Source organism: Collimonas arenae (assembly GCF_001584165.1).
Taxonomy (GTDB): domain Bacteria; phylum Pseudomonadota; class Gammaproteobacteria; order Burkholderiales; family Burkholderiaceae_D; genus Collimonas; species Collimonas arenae.
The window spans coordinates 2,026,084-2,044,703 of record NZ_CP013233.1; the positions used below are offsets into that span (position 1 = coordinate 2,026,084).

The following is an 18,620-nucleotide window of genomic DNA, read 5'->3' on the forward strand; positions in this document are numbered from 1 at the left end:
AGCAACCATGTCGCTACGTCCTTTGCTGGTCATCGTGCACCGCTGGTTTGGCCTGGCAGCGGCAGTGTTCCTGTTCATCGCCGGCGCTACCGGTGCCGTCATTTCCTGGGATCACGAGCTGGATGCATGGCTCAATCCGCAGCTGTTCCAGGCCCGCAGCGCCGAGCAGGCGTTGCGGGGAAAAGTCATGCCGGGGTTGCAGCTGGCTAACCTGGTCGAGGTGCAGGATCCTCGTTTGCGTGTCACCTACGTGATGACCGAAAGCGAGCCGGGCCATACCAGCAACATGATGGTGGAGGCGCGCATCGATCCCGCCACCAAACAACCTTACGATCTGGGTTTCAATCAGATTGCCGTCGATCCGGTCACCGGCGAGATCCAGGGAAAACGCATGTGGGGCGCGGTTTCTCTGAGCCGTGAAAACCTGCTGCCGTTTCTGTACAAGCTGCATTACACAATGCATCTGCCGGACGTAGGCGGGATCGAGCTCGGGGTCTGGTTGATGGGTATCATCGGCGTGGTGTGGACGCTCGATTGCTTCGTTGCGCTGTGGCTGTCCTTCCCCAATTGGCGCAGCTGGCGCAAGTCATTTGTGTTCCGCTGGCGGCAGGGTGGGCACAAACTAAATTTCGACTTGCACCGTTCGGGCGGCGTATGGCTGTGGATATTGCTGCTGATCTTGGCAGTGACCTCGGTCTCGATGAACCTGGAACGGCCGGTGATGCGGCCGATCATCTTGTCGTTGTCGACACTGACGCCGACGGCATTCGATACCCGCATGCCGAAAGCGCCGGCGCAGGCTCAGGCAGCGGACGCCAAGGTCAGCCGCGAACAGGTAGTGGCGCAAGCTGCCGGTGAAGGGCAGCGGCGCGGCTGGACGCTACCGGTCGGCGGCGTATTCTACTCGTCGGCATTCGGGTTGTATGGCGTCGGCTTTTTCGAGGCCGGTAACGATCACGGCGATGTCGGGTTAGGCAACGCCTGGCTGTATTTCGATGCTGATAGCGGCGCTCCGGCAGGCGGCAAGATCCCTGGCACCGGCAGCGCCGGCGACTTGTTCATGCAGGCCCAGTTCCCGTTGCATTCAGGACGGATTCTCGGCATCCCTGGACGCATCATGATTTCGTTGCTGGGTGCGGCGGTAGCATTGCTGAGTGTCACCGGCGTCGTCATCTGGGCTCGCAAGCGGCGCGCGCGGCAGTCATCCGCGCGCCAGGTGGCATCAGTTGCGTCGTCCAGGCCGGCCCACACGGTGAAATAGTATTTCCCGCGATTCGCAGCGCTGCCGTGCGGCGCTGCGTTCAATGCGCCGACAACCCAATCAGACAGTGGTTTCAACCCGGTTCTTGCCACTGCGCTTGGCGCGGTAGAGCGCCTGATCAGCCGCTTCCACCAGTTTCGTCTGCGAACTTCCGCGCACCGGCACCACCGTGGCGCCGCCAATGCTGACCGTGACTCGGGCGTCGTTTTTGGAACCGCTGTGGGCGATGTTCAAGGCATGCACTGCGGTTTGCAGTTTTTCCGCCTGCGCCACCATATGCTCTGGCGACATGGCCGGCAGCACCAGGACGAACTCCTCGCCGCCGATGCGCGCCGCCAGGTCGGTAGGGCGCCTGGCGAACGTGCCGATGGATTCGGCCACCTGTTTCAGCGCAGTGTCGCCAGCCAGATGGCCGTAGGTGTCGTTGTACAGCTTGAAATCGTCGATGTCGATCATTAATAGCGACAGCGGGCTTTGTTCGCGTTCCGCCCGTTTCCATTCGGCGCCGAAATATTCATCGAAATAACGCCGGTTAGCGAGTCCTGTCAGACCATCGGAGTTGGTCAGGCGCTGCAGTTCCAGGTTGGTTTCCAGCAGTTGTTGCTGGCTTTGCCGTAGCGCTCGGTAGGCTTCGTCCCGTTGCAGCAGGTTCACATAGGAACGAGAGTGATAGCGGATGCGCGCCACCAGTTCGATGGTGTCGGGCAGCTTGACCAGATAATCGTTGGCGCCGGCCGTGAATGCGGCGCTCTTGACTGCCGGATCTTCACGCGTCGACAGCACGATGATCGGCACATTGCGCGTCGCCGGATTGGCACGGTACTGACGCACCAGCGTCAGGCCGTCGATGCCGGGCATCACCAGGTCCTGCAGGATGACTGTCGGCCGGGTTTTTTGCGCCGCTTCGATCGCTTCGTCGGGATGGGCGCAGTAGTGGAAATCGATGTTGATCTGGTTCGACAGTGCGCGCCTGACGGCTTCGCCCACCATGGCTTGGTCGTCGACCAGCAGCACCATGACCGGATAATCGTCAGGCGGCTGATCGGTGTCGAGGTTTAATTCGGTATACATATGCTTACTCCGTATCTGAACTGCTTGTTCCTACTGCTTCGAGACGATGCTCAGCAGTTTTTCTGAAATCTGATTGATCGGCAGGATGACATCGGCGGCATTCAGCAGCGCCGCTGCTTTCGGCATGCCGTAGACGGCGCTCGATTCCTGATCTTGCGCGATCGTGTAATAACCCTTGTCACGCATGGCTTTCAAGCCCAGTGCGCCATCGCGGCCCATGCCCGTCAACAGGATGCCGACAGCCTTGCCTGCCCATAATTCGACCACGCTCTGGAAAAATACATCGATCGATGGCCGGTACGGATAGCCGCTGGGTTGTTCGGTGTAGCCAAGCTGGAACGGCCGGGTCAAGCGCAAATGGTCGTTGGTGCCGGCCAGCAGCACGCAACCCGGAGTCGGGCTGTCGCCGGCCTGCGCTAGCTGTACCGGCAATTTGATCTGGCTGGACAGCCAGTCGGCCATGCCGGCGGCAAACTGGGCATCGACATGCTGCACCACCACCAGTGCCGCTGGAAAGTCGGCCGGCAGTTGTGACAGCAAGGTCGCCAGCGCGGCAGGACCGCCAGCTGAGGCGCCAATCGCCACCAGGTACTTGGAATTGGCTGTCTGTGGCGGCATCGCGTATTTGTTTGCCGGATTTGTCGCGCTGCTGTTGTCTGTCGGTGTCTGCCGCTGGTTGATCAGTTTTTCTATCGAATCGATCTTCGCCAGCAGCGAATTGGCGCCATTGCGCGGATGCTTGACCAGTGCGGTCGGGGTGTCGATGGCGTCGAGCGCGCCGTAGGCCATTGCTTCGTAGACCGCCGACACGTTGGCGCCGACATCGCCGGTGACTACCAGAATCGGACAAGGAGTATGCGTCATGATGTAACGGGTTGCCGCCACGCCGTCCATCACTGGCATCAACAAATCCATCAGGACCAGGTCGGGCAACTGCCAGGCGCACAGTTCGGTGGCGCGCTGGCCATCCTCGGCGATCCAGATGATTTCATGTTCTTTGCGTTGGGCCAGTGCGCGCCGTAGCGCCTCTATCGCAATGGGAGCGTCGTTGACAATGCCTATTTTCATGCGTTGGCCTCGCCGATCAGATCTTCGACAGCTTGCAGCAAGGTTTCGTCATGGAAGCTGGCCTTGGCGAGATAGTAGTCGGCTCCCGCTTCAAGCCCTCGCTGGCGGTCTTCCTGTCGATCCTTGTACGAAACGATCATGACCGGAATTGCTTTCAATTGCGGGTTCTTTTTGATCAGCGTCACCAACTCGATACCATCCATGCGCGGCATATCGATATCCGTGATGACCAGGTCGAATGGTTCGCTGCGCAACACGTTCCATCCATCCATGCCATCCACCGCGACGCGCACGGCATAACCGCGGTTACTGAGCAATTTGCGCTCCAGCTCGCGCACGGTCAGCGAATCGTCGACTACCAGCACCCGTTTACTGGATTTGACCTGCTGATTGTCGGCGCTGTTCTGGATTTTGTCGAGATGGCCGTGGGCAATCAGCTTTTCGACCGAACGCAGCATGTCGGCAACGTCCAGTATCAGCACCGGCGCGCCGTTTTCCATCAGCGCGGCGGCGGCGACATCCTTGATCTTGCCCAGCCGCGCATCGAGCGGCTGCACCACCAGCATGTGTTCGCCCAGCAGGCGATCAACCTGCAGGCCGTAAGTCTGGCCCTGATTGCCGATCACCACCAGGGCGATGCCGTCTTCGCCAGCCGGAGCATCGCCGCTCTGCAGTATCTGGCTGGCCGCGACCAGGCCGATCTGGCGCCCGTCGAAAGAAAAATGTTGGCGGCCTTCGAGCATTTCAATCTGTTGCCTGTCTAATATCATCGTGCGGTTGACGTACGCCAGCGGAAAAGCGTAAGCCTCGCCACCGATGCTGACCAGCAGACTGCGCACCAGCGACAGCGTCAGCGGCAGTTGCAACTGGAATCGCATGCCATGGCCGGGTTCGCTGAACATCTGGATCGCGCCGCGCATCCGCTTGAGCATATCGTGAACCACATCCAGGCCGACGCCGCGCCCTGAAATTTCAGTGACGGTGTCGCGCATGCTGAAGCCTGGTAGCAACAGGAAATTGAGCAGTTCGGAAGTGCTGAGCCGCGCAGCGGTAGCCTGTTCGACCAGGCCGCGTCGGATCACGCTGCTGCGCAGCTGCTCCAGGTCAATGCCGTTGCCATCGTCACTCACGGTGATTTGCAGCAGGCCGGCATGATGGCGTGCACTCAAGGTGATGACGCCTTCTTCGGCCTTGCCGGCAGCGCGTCGTTGTGGCGGTGTTTCGATGCCATGGTCGAGCGCGTTGCGCAGCAGATGCACTAGCGGCGCTTCCAGCTGCTCCAGGATATCGCGGTCGACCTGGGTACTCTCGCCGCTGATGTCGAGCCGGACCTGCTTGCCGAGCGTGCGGCCGAGATCGCGCACCATCCGGCCGTAACCCACCACCCGGTCGGCAAATGGCCGCATGCGGCAAGCCAGCGCCTGGTCGTAGAGGCGGCGCGACAGGCTGGTATTGCGGCGCTCAAACGCTTCCAGTTCAGCCATGCGTTCCGCCAGCATCTTCTGGCAGGCGTCGATATGCTGCTGGGTTTCCCGCATTGCATTTAGTTGCAATTCCGATAAATCGCTGCCGCGCAACGTGTCGCGCAGCAGATCGAAGGAATGTGCGGCGTGCTGATGTTGCCGCTTGAGGCGTAGTAGCGAGGTATTGAAGGATGGCAGCCAGCGCGACTCCACTAGCGATTCGCCCGACAGCCCGACCAGCTGGTTCAGATGCGTGGCAGTGACGCGCAGCATGCGATCGGCATGATCCTGATGGGCTTCCGCGGCGCCGCGCGGTGCGTCGAAGCCTGGTTCGGAGGCTGTTGCCGAGAGTGTTTCTTGCGACGTTTCCTGTATGGGCGCCGGTCCGTGTTCGTCGGGTTGCGCCAGGCTATCCTGCAATCCTTGCAGGAAAATGTCGATTTCCCCGCGGCCCGCTCCAGCCTGCCAGAATCCTTGGTCGTCGGCGCTGGCGGCGATGCGCAGCAGCAGGTCTACGCCGCGCAGCAACTGGTCGATACGGCGCGGTCCCAGCTGGATTTTCCCTTGCTGTGCAGAGACAAAGCAATCCTCCATCACGTGGGTGACATCCACGCCAGCCTGGATGCCGACGATTCGCGCCGCACCTTTAATCGAATGGGCGGCACGCATACAGGCTTCGAGTTGCTCCGGCGACGCCGTGCGCTCGATGGCGAGCAGGCCGCTGCTCATCACCTGTGCCTGAGTGTCTACCTCGAGGCGGAACAGATCAAGCATTGACGCATCGCGCATATCGTCGCTAGTCATGCAGGCTCCTGTCCAAAGTGTGGAACAGCAATTCTTCGTCGAGCAAGCCGACGCTGTGGTCATTCCATTGGATGACCGCGCGGGTAAAGTGACCTGCGCCACGCGGCAGCGTAGTCGGTACCGACTGGTGTGCAGCTGTGGCAACGCGCAGCGTGCCGTATACCTCATCAGCGCTGAAGGCAGTGGCGTGGCCGTGGCGTTGTACCACCAGCAAGCGCGTAGTCGTTTCCGTCGTTTGCGTACGCTTGTTGTCGACGCCTAGCATAGCCGCCAGCGAGACGCAGGTGACCAGCTCGCCGCGGATATTGGCAATGCCGAGTACGGTGGCGTTTTTCTGATGCGGCAGACCATGAACCGGGCGTAGTTCGGTCACTTCCTCGAACAGTACAGTGGGCAGGGCCAGCCACTCTTCGCCAATGCGGAACAGCAGTAGCGATTTCAGGCTGGCGCCGTCCTGTTGCTCGTCCTCTGCCTGCTGTTCCCCGTTGTACGATAAATCGTCCGTCTGCAGCCGATCCAGTAATTCGGCGGCGGCGCGCGCATGCACCGGGCAATTGCGGCAGTCGATATGCAGCGCCAGCTGCGTACATGAGCCGTCGCCACGTACGCCGATGCGGTTCCAGCAATCGTCGATCTGTACTGACTTGGACGCTGCCTGTTGATGAGAAGATGGAGTCATGGTGTTAGCACAATACACGATCGTCGCCTGCCGAGCTGGATACGCGATAGGCTGGATGGGTGGGGGGCAAGGCAAGCATCATGTCCTAGGTATTGTCCGCCGCGCGGCGCGCGCGTTGCAGCAGCAGTTTGGCGGCAGCTTCGTCACCCTGGATCTGCAGCAGGGCGGCCAGGTGCGTCAATGCGCCGGCATGGGTCGGTTCCAGGTAGATGGCTTTGCGATAACACTCTGCGGCCTCTTGCTTGCGGTCGGCCGCATCGTGGATGACGCCCATCAAATAATAGGCAGCCGCGGTGCCGCCGTTGCGGTTGATGAGTTGCTCGCACAGGCTGGCAGCCTCAGCGAGTTTGCCCTGATCTGCCAGATTTTGCACGGTGTCGAGACTCTCATGCCCGATCGTCGCTGCTGCCGGGATGTTCACGGCGATTGGCGCATGTTTCAGTACTCTGGTTGACGGACGTGACTGCGCGGATCGGGGAGGCTGCGCGAACAGAGGTGGGGCCGAGGGTTTTGCAATATCCTGGGCTTTTGGCGCGCCTTGCCGGAAGGCGAATGCCATAGGCGCGTTGAGCGACGTAAACGGATGTTGCATGATGAGCGGGCTTTCCGCCGGACCAACGAACAGTAACCCTTCGCTTGCCAGATGTTGGCTCAGGATGGTGATGGCCTGGTGCTGGGTCGGGCGGTCGAAGTAGATCAGCAGATTACGGCAAAATATGATGTCGTAGGGCGCTTCGCCAAGCAACAGATCGGCGGCGAACAAGTTGCCCTGGATGAAGCGCACTTGCTGGCGCACAGTTTCAGACAGTGCGTAGCCATGCTCATGGAACGCGAAATAGTGATCGCGAAACGCCAGGTCGTTGCCACGGAATGAATTCTTGCCATATACCGCCTGGCGCGCGATGTCGAGCGACTGCGGGCTGATGTCGATGGCGTCGACATGGAACTGCTGCGGCGCCAGGCCAATGTCGAGCAAAGCCATCGCGATCGAATACGGTTCTTCGCCGGTGGAGCAGGGCAAGCTCAGTACGCGCATCGGCTGGCTGGCGTTGGCTGGGCGCTGCAACGCCAGTTGCGCCATTGCATTGAACGCCTCGCGATTGCGGAAGAACCATGTCTCCGGTACGATCACCGATTCAATCAGGTGCAGCTGTTCCTGTTCGGACATCTGCAGCAGCAACCAATAAGCGTCTAGGTCGTCGCTCCCGCTTTTGCCGCGTCTTTCGTGCAGGGCGCGCTCCAGCATGGGTCTGCCGATCGATTGGATATCGAGGCCCATGGTACGTTTCAACATGGTTTCAAATTTCGCCAGCGGCATTACTTCTCCACAGCCGGGAATAATTGTTCCCGCACATCCGGCGGCAGCAGGTCATGAACCTGGACCGACTGGATCAGTCCGCGCGAATCGTCGGTGACCGGGCCAAGATAGGGTGCATTGCGATGATCGAAGCCGCTATCGCGAAATTCGGACGGTTCGCGCCGCATGATCTCGCTGGCTTTTTCCAATATCAGTCCGAGCAGGCGGCTATCCGGCCCCGGTGCCGGGTAGTGGGCCAGCACGATGCGGGTACTGAGGCGGCGCTGTGCCGGCTGGCCGGTAGCCAACTGGCTAAGGTCAATGACAGGCACCGATTGGCCGCGATAGGTAAACACGCCAGCCACCCACGGATCGCTGGCCGGTATCTGCTTCAGACTGACCAACGGCAGCACGACGGATACCTGACGGGCGTCCAGCGCGTAATGATCCTGACCGATTTGGAACAATAGAAAAAGCATGTGGTATGGACGTATCCGATGTATCCGTTGTATCTGCCAAAGCGGCGTCAGGTTCGCAAAATCAAATTCTTAGCCGAGCTTCAATTTGAAGCGCGATACGCCGTTGCGCAAGCCGTTGGCAGTCAATGTCAGTTCGTCGATGGCCTGGCTCGACTGGCGCAGCGATTCGACGCTTTGCTGGGCGGCATCGCTCAGTTGTCCGAGCGCCTGGCTGATCTGCTCGGCGCCAATGGCTTGCGCCTGTACCCCCTCGTTGACCGACTGAAAGCGCGGGGTCAAAGCTTGTACCTGGTGGATGATCTGCGACAGCTGCACGCCAACGTTCTGCACATCGGCGATGCCGCGCCGTACCTCCTCCGAGAATTTATCCATACCCATTACGCCGGCCGATACAGCCGACTGGATTTCCTTCACCATTTGCTCGATGTCGTAAGTAGCGACGGCAGTCTGGTCTGCCAGGCGACGGATCTCGGTGGCGACCACCGAGAATCCGCGGCCGTACTCACCGGCTTTTTCTGCTTCGATGGCGGCATTCAGTGACAGCAGGTTGGTTTGTCCGGCGACCTTGGTGATCGTCGTGACTACCTGATTGATATTGCTGGCCTTTTCGTTGAGGATGGCCAGCTTGGCATTGACCGAGCCGGCGGCATCCATCACATGATGCATGGTGTCTTCCATCTGGGTCAGCCCGGCTTGGCCGGTGCCGACCAGGCGCGCTGCTTCTTCCGCACCAGCCGATACTTCGTTCATCGTGCTCACCAGCTCGCGCGAGGTCGAGAAGATTTCGCGCGAGGTGGCGCCGATTTCCGTTGTCGTCGCAGCGGTTTCATTGGCTGTGGCCTGTTGCTGTTTGGCGGTGGCGGCGATTTCGACGACAGAGGTAGTGACCTGGATCGCCGATTTCTGGGCTTGCCCAACCAGTCCTGTCAACTCATCCGACATGCGGTTCAAACCCGCTTCCAGGGCGTGGAACTCATCGTTGCGGTTGAGGTTGAGGCGTTGCGACAAATCGCCGGAACGAATCACTTCCAGTGCGCCAATCAGCTCCGCCATCGGCCGCGTAATGGCGCGCAACAGAAAGTAGCCGCAGATGACGGCGACGATCAAGGCAATCACCAGCGCCACCAGCAGCGTGGTTTTTGCGACGACTACCGCAGAAACAATGTTGTTTACCGACTGCACTTCATCTCGCTGGTTCAGATCGCGCAGCTCGGTGGCGGCGGCGCGGCCTTTCTGCCAGGCAGGCTCAAGCTGCTCAATCAGCAGGTTGCGCGCCTGGAGATTCTTTTGCGCATCGTCGAGTTTCAATACTTCAGCCATGATGCGCTGGTACTCGGTACGAGCGGCCTTGAAATTATTGAAGTTGTTCCTGTCTTCGCTCACGAAAATGGTCTTGTCGTAATCCACCAGCAATTGATCCATCTTCTCGGCATCGACACGTAGCGTAGCAAGATCACGCTGGCGCTTTTCCGGCTGCGTATCGAGGGCGATGACTTGTATCACCAGCAGGTAGCTTTGAAACCAGGTGGAACGAATGCCGGTGCTTAACTCCAGGCCAGGCATGGAGTCGGTCTGAAAGCTGGTGGTTTCATGGTCGATCGCCGCCAGCTTGAGATAAGTGACGCCAGCCATGAGTCCCATCAATGCCAGAATGACGCCAAAACTGACCAGCATTCTCTGTTGGATAGTCCATTGCTTCACGTGTTGTCTCTCCTGTTTTTGATGGGTGGTCGCCGCATGTTTGCGGCGCGCGTTACCCGGCATGCTCTGAAATTATTGATATGTCAATAATGCCGAAAAGGCGAATTGCTACGCGGATACAATAAACCAGTAAGGTCGAACGCGGGTAAATTTTTGCCGATTCATGATGTTCGCCGGGCGCGATTATTACAGGTTTTTTTGTTCTTTAATTGAGCCGCTGCTGAAAAATCAAAGGTAACAATCAAAAATTCCACATGATGGATTTAACAGTTGTTTGCGGCTGTTATTGATGCTCAACACGCGCTTGGCATCGTCGCCGCAACTATCACGCCAAACTGACGTGGCCGTTCGCTCGTCATCCACTTGAGTTCCGCCTTCGGATTTTTAGAATTTCTCTTCCAGACCCTTCAGGTATTGCCCGAAGCTGCCGTTAACGCCAAGGAAAGCAGGGCAAGTATTCGCCGGCTTTCCGTGAGCGCGCGTTGACGCCGCACGATACCAATAATTGCCAAGGCAAAACGAGGGACTCATACATGAACAAGTTATCTTTTACGCAAAAACTCTGGTTGCCTCTTGTCGTCAGTCTCATCGCGCTATTTGCGATCTCCGTGTTTAACGCCTACCAGTCGCGCCAGATCAGATTTGAAGAGCGTAAAAGCGATTTGATCAATGTCTCCAACACGGCGATGAGTGTGATCAAGGAGTATGCGGGCATGGCGGATAGCGGCAGTATCAGCAAGGGCGATGCGCAGCGGCAGGCGTTGGCTCGGCTGAAAGCAATGCGCTATGGCAAGGATGGTTATTTTTCGGTATCGACATCGAACCAGCTGATGGTGATGCATCCGATCAAGCCTGAACTGGACGGACGCAACATGAGCGACTTCAAGGATCCCGCGGGCAACCTGTTGTTCGTTGCGATTTCCAAGGCCGGCAGTCAGCCGGGTGGCGGCTTCATCGATTACGTCTGGCCGCGCGTAGGCTCAACGGAGTCGGTGCCGAAGACTTCTTTCGCGTTGAGCTACCAGCCTTGGGACTGGATCGTCACTACCGGTATCTATGTCGATGACCTCAATCTCGCTTTCATGCATTCGTTGTACCAGGCCGGCGCGATATTGCTGGTGGTAGCTGCGATTCTGGTCGCACTGGTTATTTATTCGAACCGCAGCATGCTGAACACGATCGGCGGCGACCCCGCCCACGCCTCCGAGATCGCCAACCGCATCGCTGACGGCGATTTGACGCTCGATATTGCGACTCGGCCAGGTGACACCAGCAGCCTGGTGTACGCGATGAAGTGCATGCGCGAATCACTGTTGCGTACCATCTCGGACATCAAGAGTTCGGCCGATACGATTGCCACGGCCTCCAGCCAGATCGCCGGTGGCAATCTCGATTTGTCCAGCCGCACCGAGCAGCAGGCCGGATCGCTGGAGGAGACCGCATCCGCCATGGAGGAATTGACATCGACAGTGAAGCAGAACGCTGACAACGCCAGGCAGGCCAACCAGCTGGCGGTGACCGCCTCGCAGGTGGCAACCCAAAGCAGTGGCGTGGTGTCTCAGGTAGTCGACACCATGGGATCGATCCGCAATTCGTCGAGGAAGATCGTCGACATCATCGGTGTCATCGACGGGATTGCCTTCCAGACGAATATTCTGGCACTGAATGCCGCAGTGGAAGCTGCGCGTGCCGGCGAGCAGGGCCGAGGTTTCGCCGTGGTCGCCTCCGAAGTACGCAATCTGGCGCAACGCTCTGCCGCCGCCGCCAAGGAAATCAAGGTATTGATTGACGATTCGGTCGATCAGGTCGGCACCGGCAGCAGACTGGTGGAACAGGCTGGCGCCACGATGGGCGAGGTCGTGACTAGCGTCAAGCGGGTTACCGACATCGTCGGCGAGATCGCCACTGCCAGCCAGGAACAGAGCATCGGTATCGAACAGGTCAACCACGCGATCACGCAGATGGATGAAGTGACACAGCAGAATGCCGCGTTGGTCGAGCAGGCCGCTGCGGCGGCAGCGTCGCTGCAAGAACAGGCCGCCAACTTGGCGCAGGTCGTGAGCGTATTCAATACTGGCAACGGGCATTCGCACCACGGTGCGGCGGACCGGGGCAGTCGGAATATTTCTCCGCAGCCGGTACAACTGTCGACACCGCCGGCGATGCGGCGGGTCGCCTAGAAAATGAAATTCAACACCTAGTGAAAGTATGTGCGTATGAAAACGTTGAGTCTGAAAGCAAAACTGTGGTTGGTGCTGGCGGTCATGTGGATCGGTTTGCTGTTGCTGGCCGGCTGGTCTGCACTGAATACCCGCAGCACCATGATGAGCGAGCGCGAGGCCGGCCTCAAGAACATAGTGGAAAGCGCGGCGGGGATTGTCAAAGGCTATGCCGATGAGGTGGCAGCCAACAAAATGAGCCTGGCGGATGCGCAGAGCCAGGCTTTGCAGCGCATCGGCACCATGCGCTACGCACAGGACAACTATGTGTTCGTGTTCGATTCGCGACCGGTGGTGCTGATGCATCCTACCAGCAAGGATATCGTCAACAAGAATGTTGGCGATCGCAAGGATACCGAAGGCAAGTTGTACTACACGGAAATGGTCAAGGTCGGAAAGGAGCAGAAGCAAGGCATCGTTCATTACATGGGACGTTTGCCGGGCACTACCGACACCCGCGCGGAAAAAATCAGCCAGGTCATCTATTTTGCGCCATGGGACTGGTTCCTGGTCTCGGGCGTGTTCGTCAATGACGTCCAGACCGCGTTTTACGACAACCTGATCAAGCAGTTGCTCATCATGTTTGTTATCGGCGTGACGGTGTCTGCCACCATGCTACTGATTATCCGCAGCGTGACACGCAGTCTCGGCGGCGAACCAAGCTACGCTGCCGGTATCGCTGCCAGGATTGCCGACGGTGAACTGGATGTCGCGGTGCTGGTTGACGCTGGCGACCGCAGCAGCCTGTTGTATGCAATGCGGCAGATGCAGCAGCAACTGTCAGCGGCAATCACTGAAATTCGCTCAGGCACCAACAATATCGGCGACTCGATCCGGGAAATCTCGGCCGGCAACAGCGATTTGTCGGCGCGCACGGAACAGCAGGCGGCGTCGCTGCAACAGACTGCGGCCAGCATGGAGCAATTGACTGCTACCGTGCGACAAAATACCGATAACGCCCGGCAGGCCGGTCAACTGGCGCAAACCGCATCTGATATTGCAGCCAGAGGTGGCGACGTGGTGGGGCAAGTGGTGCACACAATGCAGGGCATTACCGACAGTTCCAAGCGCATCGCGGATATTATCGGCGTGATCGATGGCATTGCTTTCCAGACCAATATCCTGGCCCTGAATGCTGCGGTGGAGGCAGCCCGGGCCGGTGAACAGGGACGCGGGTTCGCGGTGGTCGCAGCCGAAGTGCGCAACCTGGCCCAGCGCAGCGCCCAGGCGGCGAAGGAAATCAAGGAACTGATCAACGATTCGGTCGGCAAGGTTGATGGTGGTTCCGAACTGGTCAGTCGGGCCGGCCAGACCATGAGTGAGATTGTGCAGGCGGTCAAGCGACTGACTGACATCATGGGCGAGGTAACGATCGCATCTGAAGAGCAAAGCAGCGGCATCGAACAGGTCAACCAGGCGGTGACTCAGATGGATAAGGTAACGCAGCAAAATGCCACGCTGGTGGAGCAGGTGGCTGCGGCGGCCGGTGCATTGGAAGGGCAGGCACAACGGCTGCAGGATGCCGTGTCGGTATTCCAGGTTGGCGGAAACGGACAGGCGGCCAAGTCGGCTCCTGCTCCTGCCAACATCAAACGTGGCGCGGCGACACCAGTAGTCGTCCAAGCGGTGCCGCGGCGCGTGGCGCCGAGCGCACTGAAAGCCGTCGCAACTGCCCACGTCGGTAAAGCGCCGCGCAAGGCGGTTGCGGCATCGCAGCTTGTCCGGCCGTTAAAATCATCCGAACCATTAAAGCAGCCAAAGCCGCAGGTGCAGCAACAGTGGCAGGCGCCCAAGTCCAAGCTGGCGGCATCCAACGGGGACGACTGGGAGACATTCTAGGCAGCGGAATGCCGCCCAGCCCGATAGTTACTGCAGGAAGCGCCTCCTGACGAAAGAAAACGGTCGGCGCTACGGTCAGGAAGGTATACTTGGAAACTGTCGACAATGCATGGTTTGCTGTCCCATGATGGCAAACCCGCATTGCAGCCGGAATGATGTCGTGCACATCATGGCTTGCTTCCCATCTACCTATACTGATCGAGACCACCCCATGCGCTTGAATTTCCCTTCTGTTGAATCGCGTCCCGCGGGCGCACCATGAGCGCAACTGAGCAGCCAATGATTCATTGGGTCGAAGATGACCAGCCGCGTTCCGCCCGCTGGCGCTCGGAAAGCGGCAATGCCGCGCCAAAGCGCGTGGTGATAGCCGACGATCGTATGACGGCGGACACCGCCTATCGATTGGCCTGCGAAGGCACCGGCATGCTATGGCGCGGAGATTTTCAGAATGCTCGTCAACTGCTGCAGGCGCTGGCCCGCCGCGCTGAGCCGAAGACCGAGAAGCGTGGCAAACCGCGTCAGCCGCCCGCGTCGCCGAAAGACGCATTTAACCTGCATCGCCAGGCACAGTCGCAGCGAGCCAGGACGCTGGGTATGTTGCTGCTACCTTTCGACGCCGATTACAGTATCCCGCTACGCCGCGCGCCGGATGTGCAGTTGGCTTGCAATGAGGCCTATGGCCAGCCCAGTGAGCCGTTTGTGGCGTCGCTACGCGAATTGCTGGGCCTGATCGGCGCGCATGAATGGCGCAAGAAAGGGGTTGAAATCCCAGCGTTGGGCGACCGCATCCATCCGCACTATGGCGTCTACTCGCCGGTGCGGGGCGAATACATCGGGCTGGTGGCGCAAGCGCCGTTGCCGTCAACCAAACTGGCGTTTGACATCGGTACCGGCACCGGCGTATTGGCGGCATTGCTGGCCAAACGGGGCGTTGCCCGCGTCATTGCTACCGATATGGATCCACGCGCATTGACATGCGCCCGCGAGAATCTGGCGCGCCTCGACGCCGACGACAAGGTGACGCTGATGCAGACAGACCTGTTTCCCGAGGGGCGGGCGCCATTGGTAATCTGTAATCCGCCGTGGGTTCCTGCACGTCCCAGCTCACCTATCGAGCACGCTGTATATGATCCAGAGAGCCGCATGTTGCGTGGTTTCCTGGGTGGTTTGGCGGCGCATCTTGAGCCGGGCGGCGAGGGCTGGCTGATCTTGTCGGATCTGGCGGAACACCTGGGCCTGCGATCACGCGCCGAACTGATCGAAGCAATCGACGCCGGCGGCTTGAAAGTGTTGGAGAAAATCGATATTCGCCCACAACATCCGAAAGCTTCAGATCCAAGTGACCCTTTGCATGCTGCGCGCGCGGCCGAACTGACGTCGTTGTGGCGCCTGGCCGCCCGTTGAGCGTATCGGAGTCAGGCGCCAGATGAGCTGCTTGATGCGATGATAGAAGAGCTGCCGGCAAAGCCCTTTTTCAGGGCTTCTCGCCGGAGTACCGCACAAAAATAATTTCCATATGGAAAATATTTGTTGTAAATTCGCTGGTTTCGTCAATCTGCCGTGTAGATTGGTGGCATTGAATGTTAACTATTGTGAAATATATAGTTTTGCTATTGCTGCAATTATTCACTAAATTTAGGCTATCTCTAGTCGTTTGACGATAAATGGTGGGCGTGTTCTCTCTATCCGCAGGAAGAGAACGGTGCATTTTGCTCATTTTGCTGCGTTTTCTGCCAATTCCGCAGAAAACGACGGCGACGTGTCGTAACAATCACTAGAAGTGGACGAAATGAATAAAAGCAACAATCCTAGAAGTCCGAACTCATCTTTACCGCCTGCCCTGAGCGACATCGAGTCCGGTTTGAATGACTTGTTCCTGGTCAGCGCCAGGCAAGATCTGGCGGGCATCGAACAGGCATTGGAGCGTCGCGATTATGGCTCCCTGCAGGATACTGTGCATCGCTTGAAAGGCGCTGCCATGATTTTCCGCATGACGCCGACCGTCAATGCCGCGTTGCACATTGAAGCTGTCCTGAATACCGGGTTGCCTGTCGAGCATGCCCGGTTGGTCGAAGCTTGCGCCTTGCTGCGCCAGCTAATCGCCGCACTTTGACGGAATAATGAAATCCTGCAATCCCCGACTGGATCGGGCAGTAGCAGCCCCTTTATCCTCATCTGATTTCCCGTCTGACTGACTCGGATTCTTGTCCGGCTTGGACAATTTGTTGCATGACGGTAGATTGCCAGCAACGTCCCCTCCCAAAAACGCTATAGTCTCAATATCTACTCCTCGCTTGCCGCGTCGGCATGCCTGAGGCAGCAATGACACGTCGATATGGAGAACGCGTATGGCATCTGTACATCTACATAGCAATTCCGGTTACGCCCAGCACATTCAGGCCCGTTCACATCAGATTTTGGCCGATGAACCCAGGAGCAACGGCGGTACCGACAGCGGGCCGGCCCCTTACGAACTGCTGTTGGCCGGCCTGGCAGCATGCACTTCGCTGACCTTGCGCATGTACGCCGAGCGCAAACAATGGGAACTCGGTCGAATCGATGCGCAATTAAGATTTGTACGCGATGAACAAGGCGTGGAATTGATCACGCGAGAAATCGCCTTTGGCGCACCACTGAGCGAAGAGCAGTTATCCAGGCTGGCGGAAATCTGCGAAAAGACGCCGGTCACCAAGACTATCAAGCGCGGGACCGAAATCCGCACGACTGTGAGCAGGACGCCCGCGGCCTGAATATTGCTATCGGCAGATTGAAAATACAAGGAGGAAAAGCATGACGAAGATTATTGGCGTGGCGGGCAGCCTGCGCAGTGGTTCGCTCAATGCCGCATTGCTGCGAGCTGCTGCAGGTCTGATGCCGCCGGGTTCAGAGCTTGAGATTGGCACCATCAAGGGAATTCCCTTGTATGACGGCGATCTTGAAGCGGCAGAGGGCATTCCGGCAGCCGTAGCGTTGCTGAAGGAACAGATTGCGGTGGCGGATGGTTTGCTGCTGGTGACGCCGGAATACAATAATTCGATGCCCGGGGTATTCAAGAACGCGCTTGACTGGTTATCGCGGCCACCTGCTGACAGCGCACGTATCTTTGGCGGGCGTCGGGTGGCGGTGATCGGCGCTTCACCGGGCGGCTTCGGCACCATCCTCTCGCAAAATGCATGGTTGCCGGTGTTGCGTACGCTGGGCATGCAGCCCTGGTTTGGCGGTCGCCTGATGGTATCGCGCGCGGGCCAAGTGTTCAACCAGGATGGAGAACTGGTCGATGAGCAGGTGCGTGAACAGTTAAAGCAGTTCAACCGGAATTTTGTCGAGTTCCTGAAGAACTGACAGGAGCTATGGCGCGAACTCTTTGCGACAGATTTTATTGCTTGTAAGTTGCCGGCAACGTCGGCAGATTACCAATTAACGGCAAAGGACAACATGAAATTTAAAGATTATTACAGCGCTCTTGGCGTCGAGCGCACCGCAACCGCTGCAGAAATCAAGCAAGCGTATCGCAAGCTGGCGCACAAATACCATCCGGACGTGTCCAAGGACCCGGCCGGCGAAGAAAAATTCAAGGAAGTCGCCGAAGCTTACGCAACGCTGAAGGATGCGGAAAAACGCGCCGCCTACGACCAGCTCGGCACACACCGGGCCGGCGAAAATGTTGAGCCGCCACCATCTTGGCAGCAAGACTTCAGCGATTCGGGGGCATCGTTCGGCGATGTCGACATGGCTGATATCCTGGCCGCTTTTGCGGCCTCGCGTCACGGCGGCGGGCATGGCGGCAGGCCGCGGCCCGCCAGAGGCGAAGACTATGAGGTCAACGCGCCGATCACGCTAGAGCAGATTTATGACGGCGGCGAAACCGACGTCAGGCTGACCATGCCGGAGTATGACGAGCACGGCAAACTGCATCGGGTGCCGCATACCTATCGGGTGCGCATTCCGAAAGGCGCTGAAGACGGCCAGCGCCTGCGGCTGGCTGGCAAAGGCGGGCAGGGCCACGATGGCGGCAAGCATGGCGATTTGTATGTCGTGATGAAGGTAATTCCGCATCCCCAGTATCGGGTCAGCGGCAAGGATCTCTACATCGACTTGCCGCTGGCGCCTTGGGAAGCAGTGCTGGGCGCCAGCGTGACGGTGCCGACCTTGGGCGGCAAGGTAGAGTTGGCGATTCCCGCCAGCACTGCCGCCAATCGCCAGTTCCGACTGGCCAAGCGCGGCCTGCCGTCGGCCTCAGGCGAACAGGGGAATTTGTATGCAGTAATTCGGATAGAGGTGCCGAAGGCGGCCACGCAGCGTGAGCGTGAACTGTTTGAACAGCTTGCGGCCGAATCGACCTTTAATCCACGTGCCAAAGGAGAAGCGTGATGACAAGTCTTGTAGTGGAATCCGTCTGGCTCAACGATGCCGACCTGTGTTCGCTGGAAGATCTGGCGGAATTTTCCGGCCTCAGCAATGAAGAGTTGGCCGATCTGGTGGAAATCGGCGCGATCGAGCCAGACGATCGCGAGGCGCCAGTGTATCTGTTCCGCTCGCAAACCATTGTGGTCGCCAGAACCGCGCGCCGCTTGCGCGACGATTTCGAGCTTGATACACACGGCTTGGCGGTAGCACTTAATCTGATGCAGCGCATACATTTGCTGGAGGCTAAGCTGGCGGCGATGGATGCCAAGCTGCCACATTCATTCTGATCGGCTGTATCGGATCGGTAGTGGCCGGCCGAATTCAGCAAGGAT

The 18,620-nt window shown here is 58.7% G+C and carries 16 protein-coding genes; 9 read left to right on the forward strand and 7 right to left on the reverse strand.

Annotation, left to right across the window (positions count from 1 at the left end; genetic code table 11):
* Positions 1-7 precede the first annotated feature (7 nt).
* Positions 8-1,261 carry a PepSY-associated TM helix domain-containing protein gene (locus CAter10_RS09515; protein ID WP_061533221.1) on the forward strand — a complete coding sequence of 418 codons (1,254 nt, stop codon included), beginning with the start codon at positions 8-10 and terminating at the stop codon, positions 1,259-1,261.
* A gap of 60 nt (positions 1,262-1,321) precedes the next feature.
* On the opposite strand, the gene CAter10_RS09520 is transcribed toward CAter10_RS09515, so the two are convergent.
* The 7 genes from CAter10_RS09520 to CAter10_RS09550 all read right to left on the reverse strand — a co-directional run bounded on the left by CAter10_RS09520 (position 1,322) and on the right by CAter10_RS09550 (position 9,823).
* On the reverse strand, positions 1,322-2,332 hold the full coding sequence (locus CAter10_RS09520; protein ID WP_061533222.1) for a GGDEF domain-containing response regulator: 1,011 nt from the start codon (positions 2,330-2,332) through the stop codon (positions 1,322-1,324).
* Between the two features lie 30 nt (positions 2,333-2,362).
* Positions 2,363-3,400 carry a chemotaxis response regulator protein-glutamate methylesterase gene (gene cheB / locus CAter10_RS09525; protein WP_061533223.1) on the reverse strand — a complete coding sequence of 346 codons (1,038 nt, stop codon included), beginning with the start codon at positions 3,398-3,400 and terminating at the stop codon, positions 2,363-2,365.
* On the reverse strand, positions 3,397-5,667 hold the full coding sequence (locus CAter10_RS09530; RefSeq protein WP_061533224.1) for a hybrid sensor histidine kinase/response regulator: 2,271 nt from the start codon (positions 5,665-5,667) through the stop codon (positions 3,397-3,399). The genes cheB and CAter10_RS09530 overlap by 4 nt, the downstream gene beginning before the upstream one ends.
* The gene (locus CAter10_RS09535; RefSeq protein ID WP_061533225.1) at positions 5,660-6,346 is read right to left on the reverse strand and encodes a chemotaxis protein CheW; all 687 of its coding nucleotides are present in this window, start codon (positions 6,344-6,346) and stop codon (positions 5,660-5,662) included. The genes CAter10_RS09530 and CAter10_RS09535 overlap by 8 nt, the downstream gene beginning before the upstream one ends.
* A gap of 85 nt (positions 6,347-6,431) precedes the next feature.
* On the reverse strand, positions 6,432-7,664 hold the full coding sequence (locus tag CAter10_RS09540; protein ID WP_061533226.1) for a CheR family methyltransferase: 1,233 nt from the start codon (positions 7,662-7,664) through the stop codon (positions 6,432-6,434).
* Positions 7,664-8,122 carry a chemotaxis protein CheW gene (locus CAter10_RS09545; protein ID WP_061533227.1) on the reverse strand — a complete coding sequence of 153 codons (459 nt, stop codon included), beginning with the start codon at positions 8,120-8,122 and terminating at the stop codon, positions 7,664-7,666. The genes CAter10_RS09540 and CAter10_RS09545 overlap by 1 nt, the downstream gene beginning before the upstream one ends.
* Before the next feature lie 69 nt (positions 8,123-8,191).
* A complete protein-coding gene (locus tag CAter10_RS09550; RefSeq protein ID WP_061535258.1) occupies positions 8,192-9,823 on the reverse strand; it encodes a methyl-accepting chemotaxis protein in 1,632 nt (543 codons plus the stop codon).
* Positions 9,824-10,356: 533 nt separating this feature from the next.
* Between CAter10_RS09550 and CAter10_RS09555 the strand changes: the two genes are divergently transcribed.
* From CAter10_RS09555 to CAter10_RS09590, 8 genes are all read left to right on the forward strand, one after another.
* Positions 10,357-12,003, forward strand: coding sequence for a methyl-accepting chemotaxis protein (locus CAter10_RS09555; protein ID WP_082797853.1), 1,647 nt, complete (start codon positions 10,357-10,359; stop codon positions 12,001-12,003).
* Positions 12,004-12,039: 36 nt separating this feature from the next.
* A complete protein-coding gene (locus CAter10_RS09560) occupies positions 12,040-13,881 on the forward strand; it encodes a methyl-accepting chemotaxis protein (RefSeq protein ID WP_061533229.1) in 1,842 nt (613 codons plus the stop codon).
* Between the two features lie 258 nt (positions 13,882-14,139).
* Positions 14,140-15,285, forward strand: coding sequence for a methyltransferase (locus CAter10_RS09565; protein ID WP_061533230.1), 1,146 nt, complete (start codon positions 14,140-14,142; stop codon positions 15,283-15,285).
* Positions 15,286-15,670: 385 nt separating this feature from the next.
* Positions 15,671-15,994, forward strand: a complete 324-nt coding sequence (locus CAter10_RS09570) for an Hpt domain-containing protein (RefSeq protein WP_061537155.1) — start codon at positions 15,671-15,673, stop codon at positions 15,992-15,994.
* A gap of 235 nt (positions 15,995-16,229) precedes the next feature.
* A complete protein-coding gene (locus CAter10_RS09575) occupies positions 16,230-16,631 on the forward strand; it encodes an OsmC family protein (protein ID WP_061533232.1) in 402 nt (133 codons plus the stop codon).
* Positions 16,632-16,671: 40 nt separating this feature from the next.
* Positions 16,672-17,223 carry an NADPH-dependent FMN reductase gene (locus CAter10_RS09580; protein WP_061533233.1) on the forward strand — a complete coding sequence of 184 codons (552 nt, stop codon included), beginning with the start codon at positions 16,672-16,674 and terminating at the stop codon, positions 17,221-17,223.
* Between the two features lie 93 nt (positions 17,224-17,316).
* The gene (locus CAter10_RS09585; protein WP_061533234.1) at positions 17,317-18,252 is read left to right on the forward strand and encodes a DnaJ C-terminal domain-containing protein; all 936 of its coding nucleotides are present in this window, start codon (positions 17,317-17,319) and stop codon (positions 18,250-18,252) included.
* Positions 18,252-18,575, forward strand: a complete 324-nt coding sequence (locus CAter10_RS09590) for a chaperone modulator CbpM (RefSeq protein WP_061533235.1) — start codon at positions 18,252-18,254, stop codon at positions 18,573-18,575. Before CAter10_RS09585 ends, CAter10_RS09590 begins: the two co-directional genes overlap by 1 nt.
* The last annotated feature ends 45 nt before the right edge of the window (positions 18,576-18,620 follow it).

Excerpts from the sequence above, each read along its gene's own strand:
- CAter10_RS09535 (WP_061533225.1), bottom strand. The coding sequence starts at position 6,346 with ATGACTCCATCTTCTCATCAACAGGCAGCGTCCAAGTCAGTACAGATC.
- CAter10_RS09520 (WP_061533222.1), bottom strand. The coding sequence starts at position 2,332 with ATGTATACCGAATTAAACCTCGACACCGATCAGCCGCCTGACGATTAT.
- CAter10_RS09530 (WP_061533224.1), bottom strand. The coding sequence starts at position 5,667 with ATGACTAGCGACGATATGCGCGATGCGTCAATGCTTGATCTGTTCCGC.
- CAter10_RS09570 (WP_061537155.1), top strand. The coding sequence starts at position 15,671 with ATGAATAAAAGCAACAATCCTAGAAGTCCGAACTCATCTTTACCGCCT.
- CAter10_RS09565 (WP_061533230.1), top strand. The coding sequence starts at position 14,140 with ATGAGCGCAACTGAGCAGCCAATGATTCATTGGGTCGAAGATGACCAG.
- CAter10_RS09575 (WP_061533232.1), top strand. The coding sequence starts at position 16,230 with ATGGCATCTGTACATCTACATAGCAATTCCGGTTACGCCCAGCACATT.
- CAter10_RS09560 (WP_061533229.1), top strand. The coding sequence starts at position 12,040 with ATGAAAACGTTGAGTCTGAAAGCAAAACTGTGGTTGGTGCTGGCGGTC.
- CAter10_RS09580 (WP_061533233.1), top strand. The coding sequence starts at position 16,672 with ATGACGAAGATTATTGGCGTGGCGGGCAGCCTGCGCAGTGGTTCGCTC.
- CAter10_RS09555 (WP_082797853.1), top strand. The coding sequence starts at position 10,357 with ATGAACAAGTTATCTTTTACGCAAAAACTCTGGTTGCCTCTTGTCGTC.
- CAter10_RS09515 (WP_061533221.1), top strand. The coding sequence starts at position 8 with ATGTCGCTACGTCCTTTGCTGGTCATCGTGCACCGCTGGTTTGGCCTG.
- CAter10_RS09545 (WP_061533227.1), bottom strand. The coding sequence starts at position 8,122 with ATGCTTTTTCTATTGTTCCAAATCGGTCAGGATCATTACGCGCTGGAC.
- CAter10_RS09540 (WP_061533226.1), bottom strand. The coding sequence starts at position 7,664 with ATGCCGCTGGCGAAATTTGAAACCATGTTGAAACGTACCATGGGCCTC.
- cheB (WP_061533223.1), bottom strand. The coding sequence starts at position 3,400 with ATGAAAATAGGCATTGTCAACGACGCTCCCATTGCGATAGAGGCGCTA.
- CAter10_RS09585 (WP_061533234.1), top strand. The coding sequence starts at position 17,317 with ATGAAATTTAAAGATTATTACAGCGCTCTTGGCGTCGAGCGCACCGCA.
- CAter10_RS09590 (WP_061533235.1), top strand. The coding sequence starts at position 18,252 with ATGACAAGTCTTGTAGTGGAATCCGTCTGGCTCAACGATGCCGACCTG.